Here is a 14,545-nt window from a genome sequence, read left to right as displayed (position 1 = left end):
CCGTCATGCATTCATTGCTTATTGAAAAAACAGCCGTTGTAACAGGAGCAGCCGGAGGAATCGGGCTTGAAATCGCAAAAGAATTCGCCCGTGAAGGAGCAGCCGTCATCATCTCTGATGTAAACGAACAAGCGGGGAAAGAAGCGGCGGCAAGACTGAAAGATGAAGGCTGTGAAGCAGTCAGCATCACATGCGATGTAACAAATGAAAAGCAAGTGGCCGACATGCTGCAGACGGTCGAGAAACAATTCGGACGTCTCGATATCCTTGTGAATAATGCGGGCATTCAGCATGTCGCGCCCATCGAGGAATTTCCCACCGAACAGTTTGAACGGCTCATTCGTCTCATGCTGACTGCGCCATTTATCGCAATGAAGCATGCATTTCCCATTATGAAAAAACAGCAATTCGGTCGAATCATTAATATGGCGTCTGTCAACGGACTGATCGGTTTTCACGGGAAAGCGGCATATAACAGCGCCAAGCACGGCGTCATTGGTTTAACGAAAGTCGGCGCACTTGAAGGCGCGGCTGACGGCATTACCGTCAATGCGCTTTGTCCGGGATATGTGGACACTCAGCTTGTCCGCAATCAGTTAAAGGACATTTCCGCAACAAGGAATGTACCGTACGAGCGGGTGCTTGAGGACGTCATCTTTCCGCTCGTTCCCCAAAAACGGCTGCTGTCAGTGAAGGAAATCGCTGATTACGCCGTATTTTTGGCCAGCGACAAAGCAAAAGGGGTCACAGGTCAGGCCGTAGTCATGGATGGCGGGTATACCGCTCAATAGTTCTTATACTTTTTAAAAAAACAGCCGCTCTGAACGGCTGTTTTTTTATGCCTGAAAACCTTGTTCACTCAATAGGCCGATTTACTGCGTCAATCGGTATCCGGGCAGGGTCATTCGCATGTTCTGCGGCGTATTTCGTCCTTGCGGATTTTCCCCATCCAGATCCATCTCTTGCGCCACATTTATAAACAAGCGCAATCAATTTACAATCCTTCACAGATATACAAATGATTTTTTACAATAAACAGAAAATATGTAATTTCTGACACAATAATGCCAATAGCCCTAAAACATATGAAACATGAAGAGCGCGTCCTAAGTGAAGAAGAGCCGGTAACAGGCTCCACCCCGGCTTTCATCATCTCTCTTTAAGACTGATTTTCGGTGAAACCCCCATGTTTTATTTTATGAATAAATATATCTAATTCGTTTGTGAAAACGAACAATAACTCCTCCGAAAGTATTCTATACACATTTGTTATAATCATGCTAGGATGTTAGATAAAGGGATATTTTGTAGGATATTGTATCCCCTGTTCAATATGATCGGAGGAATCTCATGAACAATCTTGCCTTTTTATTTCCTGGACAAGGGTCTCAATTTGTAGGAATGGGCAAACAATTTTGGAATGATTTTGTGCTCGCAAAGAGATTGTTTGAAGAAGCGAGCGATGCGATCTCCTTGGATGTAAAAAAACTGTGTTTTAACGGAGATATGAATGAATTGACAAAGACAATGAACGCGCAGCCCGCTATTTTAACGGTCAGTGTGATTGCTTTTCAAGTGTATATGCAGGAAATAGGGGTGAAGCCCCGCTTCCTGGCAGGCCATAGCTTAGGCGAATATTCAGCGCTTGTCTGTGCCGGCGCCCTTTCTTTTCAGGATGCCGTTACACTTGTAAGGGAGCGGGGAATTCTTATGCAAAATGCGGATCCCCATCAGCAGGGGACGATGGCCGCCGTGACACAGCTCTCTCTCCAAACCTTGCAGGAAATATGTTCGAAAGTATCGACGGAAGACTTTCCGGCAGGTGTAGCCTGCATGAATTCAGAACAGCAGCATGTGATTTCCGGACACCGGCAAGCTGTGGAACGTGTCATCAAGATGGCGGAGGAAAAGGGTGCGGCATACACTTATTTGAATGTCAGTGCGCCTTTTCACAGTTCGATGATACGATCAGCCTCCGAACAATTCCAGACTGTATTACACCGGTATTCCTTCCGGGATGCCGCATGGCCGATCATTTCAAATGTCACCGCGCGCCCTTACAGCAGCGGAAATTCGATCAGCGAACATCTCAAGCAGCACATGACGATGCCGGTTAGATGGACAGAATCGATGCATTACTTGCTTTTACATGGAGTCACAGAAGTCATCGAAATGGGTCCGAACAATGTCTTAGCCGGTCTGCTGAGAAAAACAACGAATCACATTGTACCTTATCCCTTAGGACAGACATCTGATGTTCCCCCGCTTTCCAATTCAACGGAAAGAAAGAAACATATTGTCCATTTACGCAAAAAACAACTGAATAAATTGATGATTCAATCCGTCATTGCGCGAAATTACAACAAGGATTCAGCGGCTTATTCCACTATGACGACGCCATTATTTACGCAAATCCAAGAGCTGAAAGAGAGAATGAAAAGGCATGAAGACGTGCTTTCAGAACAAGAACTCGAACATTCGATCCATTTATGCAAATTAATTTGTGAAGCTAAACAGCTTCCGGCTTGGGAAGAATTGCGGATTTTAAAATAAAGCGCCCAGGAGGGGACCTATGTATACCAGTCAATTCCAAACCTTAGTAGATGTCATTCGGGAAAGAAGCAGTATCTCTGATCGCGGGATCCGTTTTATCGAATCCGATAAAAACGAGACGGTTGTCTCTTACCGCCAATTGTTTGAAGAGGCGCAAGGGTATCTTGGCTATTTACAGCATCTCGGCATTAAGCCGAAGCAGGAAATTGTATTTCAAATCCAAGAAAACAAATCATTTGTCGTTGCTTTTTGGGCTTGTATATTAGGAGGAATGATCCCGGTTCCGGTCAGTATCGGAGAAGATGATGACCATAAACTGAAGGTCTGGCGCATTTGGAATATATTAAATCATCCCTTTCTGATTGCCTCTGAAAAAGTATTGGACAAAATAAAGAAATACGCTGCAGAACACGATTTACAGGATTTCCATCATCAATTAAACGAAAAATCTGACATCATTCAAGATCAAACCTACGATTACCCCGCTTCATTTTATGAACCTGATGCGGATGAACTCGCCTTTATCCAATTTTCTTCCGGATCGACAGGAGACCCAAAAGGAGTCATGTTAACGCATCACAACTTAATACATAACACGTGCGCCATTGGGACTGCCCTACACGTTCATTCGAAAGACTCTTTCTTATCATGGATGCCTTTAACGCATGATATGGGGCTCATCGCCTGCCACCTTGTTCCCTTCATAACCGGAATCAATCAAAATCTAATGCCTACAGAGTTATTTATTCGCAGACCTATTCTTTGGATGAAAAAAGCTCATGAACATAAAGCCAGTATTCTATCATCTCCTAATTTCGGGTACAACTACTTCCTTAAATTTCTGAAAAACGAACCAGACTGGGATTTATCCCACATCAAGGTCATCGCAAACGGTGCAGAACCGATATTGCCGGAGCTGTGTGACGAATTTTTGAAAAGATGCGCAGCATTCAATCTGAAAAGATCCGCCATTTTGAATGTTTACGGTTTAGCGGAAGCTTCGGTTGGCGCAGCGTTCTCTAAAATAGGTAAAGAATTCGTTCCCGTTTATTTGCATCGTGACTATTTAAATCTTGGTGAAAGAGCTGTAAAAGTCAGCAAAGAGGACCAAAATTGCGCTTCATTCGTTGAGGTGGGACAACCTATTGACTATTGTCAGCTTCGGATCTCCGATGAAACAAATGAAAGAGTAGAAGACGGAATCATCGGCCATATCCACATCAAAGGAGACAATGTGACGCAAGGGTATTATAACAACCCAGAGAGTACGGAAAAAGCGCTGACTTCTGACGGCTGGGTAAAAACGGGAGACCTCGGATTTATTAGTGAAAGTGGTAACTTAGTCGTAACCGGAAGAGAAAAGGACATTATTTTCGTGAACGGAAAAAATATCTACCCGCACGATATTGAACGGGTCGCGATTGAAATGGAAGAGGTTGACTTAGGAAGGGTTGCCGCCTGCGGTGTATATGATCAAAAGACACAAAGCGGAGAAATCGTGCTCTTTGTTGTTTACAAAAAATCACCTGAAAAATTCGCACCGCTTGTCAAAGAGATAAAAAAGCATTTGCTCAAGCGGGGCGGCTGGAGCATAAAAGATGTCCTTCCGATCCGAAAACTCCCTAAAACAACCAGCGGAAAGGTTAAACGCTACGAACTTGCCAGACAGTATGAGGCAGGGAATTTTTCAACAGAGTCTGCCGCTATCAATGAATGTTTGGAGAGCAGCCCGGAAACATCCGGACAGACTCCCATTCATGAAATTGAAACGGAATTACTGTCTATCTTTTCCGATGTGCTCAATGGGAAAAAGGTTCACCTCGCTGACAGTTATTTTGATATGGGAGCAAATTCATTACAGTTATCGCAGATTGCCGAGCGCATAGAACAGAAATTCGGACGCGAGCTTGCCGTTTCAGATCTCTTTACGTATCCTTCTATCACTGAGTTAGCGGCATATCTGTCTGAAAGTCGGGCTGAAATCAAGCAGGACGTGACAGCAAAACCAAGCCATGTGACACCGAAAGATATCGCCATTATCGGGATGTCGCTCAATGTCCCGGGAGCATCAACGAAAAGTGATTTTTGGAATCTGCTTGAAAAAGGTGAGCACAGCATTCGAGAATACCCTGCATCCCGGCTGAAAGATGCGGCGGATTATTTAAAGTCCATCCAAAGCGAGTTCAATGAGAATCAGTTTGTGAAGGGCGGCTATTTAGATGAAATCGACCGCTTTGATTACTCGTTCTTCGGTTTAGCTCCTAAAACGGCTCAGTTTATGGACCCTAACCAAAGACTGTTTTTGCAGTCTGCATGGCATGCGATTGAAGATGCGGGCTATGCCGGCGGCAGCATGAACGGGAGCCGTGTCGGGGTATATGCAGGGTACTCGAAGGTGGGCTACGATTATGAACGTCTCCTTTCTGCGAATTATCCGGAGGAACTTCATCAATATATCGTGGGCAATCTTCCTTCCGTGTTAGCCAGCCGAATCGCTTATTTCTTAAATTTAAAAGGGCCGGCGGTCACAGTGGATACGGCATGCTCCTCATCGCTTGCCGCCGTTCATATGGCATGTAAATCTTTAACGTCCGGCGATTGTGAAATGGCTCTTGTAGGCGGTATCCGGACATCGCTCTTGCCGATCTGTATCGGACTTGATATGGAATCTTCGGACGGGTACACGAAAACGTTCAGCAAAGATTCAGACGGCACGGGCACAGGTGAAGGCGCGGCCGCAGTCCTGCTAAAACCTTTGCAGGATGCTGTTCGCGACGGAGACCATATTTACGGCGTAATCAAGGGAAGCGCGATGAATCAAGACGGAACAACCGCCGGGATTACAGCACCGAATCCGGCAGCTCAGACTGAGGTCATTGAGACGGCCTGGAAAGACGCGGGCATTGCTCCTGAAACACTGTCTTTCATCGAAGCGCATGGCACCGGAACGAAGCTCGGTGATCCGGTTGAATTTAACGGGCTTTGTAAAGCGTTTGAAAAATATACGGCAAAAAAACAATTTTGTGCGATTGGTTCTGTTAAATCGAACATCGGCCATTTGTTTGAAGCGGCAGGCATCGTCGGGCTGATCAAATCTGTCCTCATGCTGAATCACAAGAAAAATCCGCCGTTAGTGCACTTTAATGAACCTAATCCGCTCATTCATTTTCACTCATCACCATTTTATGTGAATCAGGAAGTTTCGGAGTTCACATCCGGTGATGAGCCGCTGCGAGGCGGAGTCAGCTCATTTGGCTTTAGCGGAACGAACGCTCATGTGGTATTGGAAGAATATATTTCTCAAAGTGAGTATGCACCCGAGGATGAACATGAGCCGCACCTATTTGTTTTATCCGCTCATACTGAAAAATCACTCTATGAACTCGCACAGCAGTACCGGCAATATATATCGGATGACAGCCAAGCTTCATTAAAGTCCATTTGCTATACAGCCAGTACGGGCAGGGCTCATTTGGATCATGGCATTGCCATGATTGTATCCGGTAAGCAAGAATTATCGGATAAGCTGTCCCGCCTGATTCAGGGAGACAGAAACCTTCCCGGTGTATACATCGGTTACAAGAATATGAAGGAAATGCTGCCTGCTCATAAAGAAGAGCTGAATCAACAAGCAGCCGCTCTGATTAAGCAGCGTTTACGTACGCAAGATGAACGGATCACATGGCTGCATCGCGCAGCCGAATTATTTGTGCAAGGAGCCGTTATCGATTGGCGCGCGCTTTATTCCGGTGAAACTGTACAAAAGACACCATTGCCCCTGTATCCGTTTGAACGGAGCCGATGCTGGGCTGAAGCTGACCAATTGCGCTTAAACGAGGGCGAAAAGAGAGGAGAAGCGGCATTGAATATCAATCAATCGAAGGCGCATATTGAATCCTTCCTGAAAACTGTAATCAGCAATGCTTCAGGGATCAGGGGAGAGGAACTCGATCTGAATGCTCATTTTATCGGGCTCGGAATGGATTCTATCATGCTGTCACAGGTCAAAAAAGCCATCGCGGACGAATTTGGGGTAGACATCCCGATGGATCGTTTTTTTGATACGTTGACCAACCTTCAAAGTGTCATAGATTACTTGGCTGATACCGTTCCATCGTCCTTTGCATCCGCTCCGCCTCAAGAGAATGTTCCGGTGCAGGAAAAACAGGTCATTTCAGAAGCTCAGCCTGAATCGGATCGCAGAGATGGTCATCAAGAGCATACGCTCGAAAAAATAATCGCATCTCAAAATCAATTAATTCAGGATGCCTTGCAAGCTCAATTAAATAGCTTTAATTTGCTGAGAAACAGCGGACATCATTCCGATGAGAAAGAATACGCTAAAGCGCAAGAGAAATCAATTCCTTCTGTCAAGCAGGGGCCTCCGACCGTCAATGCAGAACAGAAAGCGGCTCAAGAAGCGAAACCCTATGTTCCTTTCCAGCCTCAGAACCTGAATGATCAGGGACACTATACCGCACGGCAAAAACAATACTTAGAAGATTTCATCAAGAAATACGCAGATAAAACGAAAGGTTCCAAACAATATACGGACAACACCCGATTTGCTCATGCAAACAACCGCAATTTGTCCAGCTTCCGTTCGTATTGGAAGGAAATCGTATACCCGATTATCGCCGAACGTTCTGACGGTTCTAAAATGTGGGATATTGACGGAAATGAATATATCGATATCACCATGGGATTCGGGGTTAACCTTTTCGGGCATCATCCTTCCTTTATTACACAGGTTATCGATGATTCAACCCGTTCATCATTGCCTCCGCTCGGCCCGATGTCAGATGTCGCCGGTGAAGTTGCCGACCGGATCCGCACATGTACCGGAGTGGAAAGGGTCGCTTTCTATAATTCCGGAACAGAGGCCGTCATGGTTGCCCTGCGTTTGGCGCGGGCGGCAACAGGAAGAAAGAAAGTCGTGGCGTTCTCAGGATCTTATCACGGGACGTTTGACGGCGTATTAGGGGTTGCCGGCACAAAAGGCGGGGCTGCGTCTGCGAATCCGCTGGCTCCGGGCATACTGCAGAGCTTTATGGATGATTTGATTATTTTACATTACAACAATCCCGATTCGCTGGATGTGATCCGCAGTCTTGGTGATGAATTGGCAGCCGTACTGGTGGAACCGGTACAAAGCCGCAGACCGGATTTGCAGCCGCAGGCATTTTTGAAAGAATTGCGGGCGATCACGCAGCAATCCGGAACAGCTCTGATTATGGATGAAATTATTACCGGATTTCGGATCGGTCTTGGCGGCGCACAGGAATGGTTCGGCATTCAGGCTGATTTAGTGACCTACGGAAAAATCATCGGCGGCGGACAGCCGTTAGGGGTAGTTGCCGGAAAAGCTGAGTTCATGAATGCGATCGACGGGGGTACCTGGCAGTATGGGGACGATTCCTACCCGCAAGACGAGGCGAAACGCACGTTTGTGGCCGGCACCTTCAATACTCACCCGCTTACCATGAGGATGTCATTAGCCGTCCTTCGCCATTTACAAACCGAGGGAGAACATCTGTATGAGCAGCTTAATCAAAAAACAGCCTACCTGGTCGATGAGCTGAATCGCTGCTTCGAACAAGCGCAAGTGCCTATCCGCATGGTTCGATTCGGTTCTTTATTCCGGTTTGTCTCATCGCTTGATAATGACTTGTTCTTTTACCATCTCAACTATAAAGGGGTCTATGTATGGGAGGGACGCAACTGCTTCTTGTCTGTGGCGCATACCGCGGATGATATCGAAAATATTATTCAAGCGGTGAAAGACACGGTGGAGGATCTTCGCCGAGGCGGATTTATTCCGGAAGGCCCGGATTCCCCTGATGGCGGAGGTCGTAAAAAGTCCGGGACGCGCGAGCTTTCACCTGAACAAAAGCAGTTGGTTATGGCATCCCATTACGGGAATGAAGCTTCCGCCGCTTTAAACCAGTCCATTATGCTGAAAGTGAAGGGCGAACTGCAGTATACATCATTAAAACAAGCCGTCCGGCATATCGTTGACCGTCATGAAGCTTTACGTACGGTGATTCATCCCGATGACGAGGAACAGCAAGTGCAGGAACGGATGAATATAGATATACCTGTCATTGATTTTACCGGTCTCCCGCATGAACATCGGGAGCCGGAAATCCAAAAATGGCTGACAGAAGATGCCAAGCGGCCGTTTCATTTCCATGAACAAAAGCCTTTGTTTAGAATCCATGTGCTTACATCGGCTCACAATGAACATCTGATTGTGCTCACGTTCCATCATATCATTGCCGATGGATGGTCAATCGCCGTTTTTGTTCAAGAACTGGAGAGCAACTACGCGGCAATAGTACAAGGAAAACCGATTTCGCCGAAAGAGGCAGATGTTTCGTTTCGCCAATACTTAGACTGGCAGCAGGAACAGATTGACAGCGGCCAGTATGAAGAAGGGGTCCGTTATTGGAGGCGTCATTTCTCTGAACCGATACAGCAGCCAATTCTGCCGAGCACAGCTTCTGTCCGTTATCCGAACGGGTATGAGGGAGACCGGTGTACCGTCAGGCTTGGACGGCCATTGAGCGAGGCTTTAAGGTCATTAAGCATTCAGATGAAAAATAGCGTATTTGTGACGATGCTGGGTGCATTTCATCTTTTTCTGCACCGGCTTACCAAACAGTCAGGCCTTGTGATCGGGATCCCCGCTGCAGGTCAATCGCATATGAAACAGCATGATCTGATTGGAAATTGCGTCAATATGATTCCGGTGAAGAACACGTCTTCTTCAGAAAGCACTTTATCCGGTTATCTTGGCAGCATGAAAGAAAGCGTGAATCTTGCAATGCGGCACCAAGCCGTCCCGATGACACTGGTGGCCAGAGAGCTTCCGCACGATCAAGTACCCGATATGCGTATTATCTTTAATTTAGACAGACCTTTTCGAAAGCTGCATTTCGGAAAGGCGGAGGCGGAGCCCGTAGCATACCCGGTAAAATGCACCCTGTACGATTTATTTCTTAACATAACAGACGCGCATCAAGAATATGTTCTTGATTTCGACTTTAATACGAACGTCATCAGTCCGGAAATCATGAAAAAGTGGGGAGCGGGTTTTACAAAATTGCTGCAAAAAATGGTTGAGGGAGATTCAATCCCTCTTGACGCCATGATGATTTTTTCCGATGAAGAACAGCACGATTTACAAGCACTTTACGCCGAACACCAGAAGCGGGTTTCTTCAATAGGAAGCAATACGGCAAATTTTACTGAAGCCTACGAGGCGCCGGTAAATGAAACGGAGCGGCAGCTGGCGCGGATTTGGGAGGAACTTTTCGGCCTTGAACGGGTCGGCAGATCAGACCGCTTCCTGGCTCTGGGAGGAAACTCACTCCAGGCGACGCTTATGCTTTCCAAAGTTCAGAAGACATTTCATCAAAAGGTTTCCATCGGACAATTTTTCAATCACCAGACTGTTAAGGAATTAGCACATTTCATTCAGAACGAAACGAAAGTCGTACACCTCCCGATGAAGGCTGCCGAGAAAAAAGCGTATTACCCGACATCGCCGGCACAGCAAAGAGTATATTTCCTGCACCAACTGGAACCGGATCAGCTGGCGCAAAATATGTTCGGCCACATATCAATAACAGGGAAGTACGATGAGCAAGCCCTGATCTCATCTCTTCAACAAGTGATGCAGCGGCACGAAGCGTTTCGCACGTATTTCGACATTATAGATGGCGATATCGTTCAGAAACTTGAAAACGAAGTTGATTTTAACGTTCATGTCCGGACAATGAGCCGGGATGAATTTGATGCCTATTCAGACCGGTTTGTAAAACCGTTCCGCCTGGACCAAGCTCCGTTAGTTCGTGCGGAGCTGATCAAGATTGAAAACGAGCAGGCCGAACTGCTCATCGATATGCATCATATCATTTCGGACGGTTATTCCGTCAACATCCTTACAAATGAATTGCTGGCTTTATATCATCAGAAACCATTACCGGACATTGAATTTGAATATAAAGATTTCGCAGAATGGCAAAACCAACGGCTGAATGACGATGCCATGAAGCGGCAGGAGACATATTGGCTGGAACAATTTCAAGACGAAATTCCCATCCTTGACCTGCCGACAGACGGTTCAAAAGCGGCAGAACGGTCTTCTGAGGGACAGCGCGTGACATGCTCCTTACAGCCGGATGTCATCCGTTCGCTTCAAGACTTGGCACAAAAGGCGGAAACGACTCTCTATACGGTGCTTCTGGCCGCCTATAATGTGCTGCTTCATAAATATACGGGACAAGAAGACATTGTCGTTGGCACGCCTGCTTCAGGAAGAAATCATCCGGATATCGAAAAGATCATCGGTATTTTCATACAAACCATTGGAATCCGGACGAAGCCGCACGCCAATAGAACGTTTACGGATTATCTGGAAGAAGTAAAGCGGCAGACGCTTGACGCTTTCGAAAACCAAGACTATCCATTCGACCGGCTTGTGGAGAAATTAAATGTACAGCGGGAAACAACCGGAAAGTCTCTGTTTAATACGATGTTTGTGTTTCAAAACATTGAATTTCATGAAATCCGGCACAATGAATGTACATTTAAAGTGAAAGAACGAAATCCAGGGGTCTCTTTATATGATTTGATGCTCACGATCGAAGATGCCGGTCAACAGATAGAGATGCATTTTGATTATAAACCGGGACGATTCACAAAAGACACCATTGAACAGATCACCAGACACTATACCGCCATTTTAAACAGCCTTGCTGAGCAGCCGGAGATGACATTGTCTTCTGTTCCTATGCTGTCTGAAACCGAACGTCATCAACTGCTGACGGAGTGTAATGGCACAAAGACGCCGTATCCGCATAAGGAAACGGTATATCGGTGGTTTGAAATGCAGGCGGAACAGAGTCCCGATCATGAAGCCGTTATTTTTGGCAATGAGCGGTATACGTACAGACAGCTCAATGAACGGGCGAACCGATTGGCGCGGACGTTACGGACAAAAGGCGTACAGGCGGATCAATTCGTTGCTATCATCTGCCCGCATCGGATCGAGCTGATTGTCGGAATTTTGGCTGTTCTGAAAGCCGGCGGCGCATACGTGCCCATTGATCCTGAATATCCGGAAGATCGGATTCAATATATGCTGAGAGATTCAAGAGCGGAGGTTGTGTTGACACAGCGCAGCCTGCTGGATCACTTACCGTATGATGGTGACATTGTGCTTTTGGATGAGGAAAACTCATACCATGAGGATCACTCGAATCTTGAATCGGACAGCGATGCGCATGATTTGGCCTACATGATCTATACGTCAGGTTCCACGGGAAATCCAAAAGGTGTACTCATTGAGCATCAGGGGCTGGCCAATTATATTTGGTGGGCGAAAGAGGTTTATGTAAGAGGTGAGAAAACCAACTTCCCATTATACTCTTCCATCTCTTTCGATCTGACTGTGACCTCGATATTTACACCGCTGGTTACGGGAAATACCATCATTGTCTTTGACGGCGAAGACAAAAGCGCTGTGCTTTCTGAGATTATGCGGGACTCAAGAATAGACATGATCAAATTAACCCCGGCACATCTGCACGTCATCAAGGAGATGAATATCGCTGGCGGCACCGCAATACGGAAAATGATTGTCGGCGGAGAAAATTTAAGCACCCGTCTGGCCAAAAGTGTCAGCGAGCAGTTTAAAGGCCGGCTGGACATTTTCAATGAATACGGACCGACGGAAGCTGTCGTCGGATGTATGATTTATCACTTCGACGCAGAACGGGACAAGCGGGAATTTGTACCGATCGGCACTCCGGCTGCCAACACGGATATTTATGTGGCCGATGCAAGCAGAAACCTGGTTCCAATCGGGGTAATCGGCGAAATATATATCAGCGGACCGGGTGTTGCCAGAGGGTATTGGAACCGCCCGGATTTAACGGCAGAGAAATTTGTTGAAAACCCGTATGTCCCGGGAGCGAAGATGTACAAATCAGGGGATTTGGCTAAGCGATTGAAGGACGGAAATCTTGTATATATTGGGCGCGTTGATGAACAAGTCAAAATCAGGGGACACCGAATCGAGCTTGGTGAAATTGAAGCAGCAATGCATAACGCGGAAGCGGTGCAAAAAGCCGCGGTTACAGTGAAAGAAGAAGAAGACGGCTTAAAACAATTATGTGCGTATTACGTAAGCGACAAGCCTATAGCGGCTGCTCAGCTTAGGGAACAATTGTCATCGGAGCTTCCGGACTACATGGTTCCGACCTATTTTGTCCATCTGGAGCATATGCCGTTAACATCCAACGGGAAAATAAACCGTAAGGCACTGCCTGCACCGGAAGCGAGTCTGCAGCAGACAGCTGAATATGTTCCGCCGGGTAATGAGACGGAGTCCAAACTGACAGATTTATGGAAGGAAGTGCTCGGAATAAGCCATGCGGGGATCAAACATAATTTCTTTGATCTCGGAGGCAACTCCATCCGAGCGGCTGCCTTAGCCGCCAGAATTCACAAAGAGCTGGATGTGAATCTGTCTCTCAAAGACATATTCAAGTTTCCTACCATTGAACAATTGGCTGACAAGGCGTTACACATGGACAAAAATCGATATGTACCGATTCCGGCTGCAAAGGAAATGCCATATTATCCGGTTTCTTCAGCTCAGAGGCGGATGTATTTGTTAAGTCACACAGAAGGCGGCGAGCTGACTTACAATATGACGGGTGCCATGAATGTGGAAGGGACGATCGATCCCGAACGGTTAAACGCCGCTTTCCGAAAATTAATCGCGCGTCATGAAGCGTTGCGTACCAGCTTTGATTTATATGAAGGCGAGCCGGCACAGCGTATTCATCAGAACGTCGACTTTACGATAGAACGAATTCAAGCTAGCGAAGAAGAGGCGGAAGACCGTGTGCTTGATTTCATCAAAGCGTTTGACTTAGCCAAGCCGCCGCTGATGCGGGCCGGACTGATTGAAATTGAACCTGCGCGGCACGTGCTTGTGGTTGATATGCATCATATCATTTCTGACGGCGTGTCCGTCAATATTCTGATGAAAGATTTAAGCCGAATCTACGAGGGGAACGAACCGGACCCGCTCTCTATTCAATATAAAGACTTTGCAGTTTGGCAGCAATCGGACATTCAGAAACGGAACATCAAGAACCAGGAAGCGTATTGGCTGGATCAGTTTCACGGTGATATTCCTGTACTGGATATGCCTGCGGATTATGAGAGACCTGCCATACGCGATTACGAAGGCGAATCATTTGAATTTCTTATACCCGAACACTTGAAACAGCGTTTAAGCCAAATGGAAGAAGACACAGGAGCAACACTGTATATGATTTTATTGGCAGCCTATACGATTCTTTTATCCAAGTACAGCGGACAAGAAGATATTATCGTAGGAACGCCATCTGCCGGGCGGACTCATTTAGATGTAGAGCCGGTCGTGGGAATGTTCGTCAATACGTTAGTCCTTCGCAATCACCCGGCGGGCCGTAAAACATTTGATGCCTACTTAAATGAAGTAAAAGAAAACATGCTGAACGCTTATAAAAATCAAGACTATCCGTTGGAAGAATTAATTCAGCATCTGCATCTTCCAAAAGATTCAAGCCGCAATCCTTTATTCGATACGATGTTTGTGCTGCAAAATCTTGATCATGCTGAATTGACTTTCGATTCCCTTCAAATCAAGCCGTATCCATTTCATCATCCGGTTGCGAAATTCGATTTGACCTTGTCGATTCAGGCGGACCGCGACAACTATCACGGACTGTTTGAATATTCGAAAAAACTGTTTAAGAAAAGCAGAATCGAGGTTTTATCAAACGATTACTTACACATCCTATCGGCGATTTTGGAACAGCCAAGCATTCTAATCGAACATATCGGATTGAGCGGCAGCAATGAGGAAGAAGAGAACGCGCTTGATTCTATTCAATTGAACTTTTAGGGAAAAGCATTATTTCTTTAAATT

Annotated in this window: 3 protein-coding genes; all 3 read left to right on the top strand. The window is 46.3% G+C overall.

Annotated features, from left to right (window positions below; translation table 11 throughout):
* The first annotated feature begins 5 nt into the window (after nt 1–5).
* The 3 genes from BXO87_RS05565 (at nt 6) to bamA (ending at nt 14,521) form a co-directional block, all read left to right on the top strand.
* The gene (locus BXO87_RS05565; RefSeq protein WP_014418050.1) at nt 6–791 is read left to right on the top strand and encodes a 3-hydroxybutyrate dehydrogenase; all 786 of its coding nucleotides are present in this window, start codon (nt 6–8) and stop codon (nt 789–791) included.
* Between the two features lie 559 nt (nt 792–1,350).
* Nucleotides 1,351–2,553 (top strand): bacillomycin D biosynthesis malonyl-CoA transacylase BamD, encoded by a 1,203-nt coding sequence (bamD, locus tag BXO87_RS05560; protein ID WP_038458191.1) that lies wholly within the window; start codon nt 1,351–1,353, stop codon nt 2,551–2,553.
* 19 nt (nt 2,554–2,572) lie between these two features.
* Nucleotides 2,573–14,521, top strand: a complete 11,949-nt coding sequence (gene bamA, locus BXO87_RS05555; protein WP_038458189.1) for a bacillomycin D hybrid PKS/NRPS BamA — start codon at nt 2,573–2,575, stop codon at nt 14,519–14,521.
* The last annotated feature ends 24 nt before the right edge of the window (nt 14,522–14,545 follow it).

The organism is Bacillus sp. GZB (assembly GCF_001975995.1).
Classification (GTDB): domain Bacteria; phylum Bacillota; class Bacilli; order Bacillales; family Bacillaceae; genus Bacillus; species Bacillus velezensis.
This window is presented reverse-complemented; position numbering and strand designations above follow the sequence as displayed.

What these genes read in the sequence shown, in the direction of transcription:
- BXO87_RS05565 (WP_014418050.1), top strand. Translation starts at nt 6, where the DNA reads ATGCATTCATTGCTTATTGAAAAAACAGCCGTTGTAACAGGAGCAGCC.
- bamD (WP_038458191.1), top strand. Translation starts at nt 1,351, where the DNA reads ATGAACAATCTTGCCTTTTTATTTCCTGGACAAGGGTCTCAATTTGTA.
- bamA (WP_038458189.1), top strand. Translation starts at nt 2,573, where the DNA reads ATGTATACCAGTCAATTCCAAACCTTAGTAGATGTCATTCGGGAAAGA.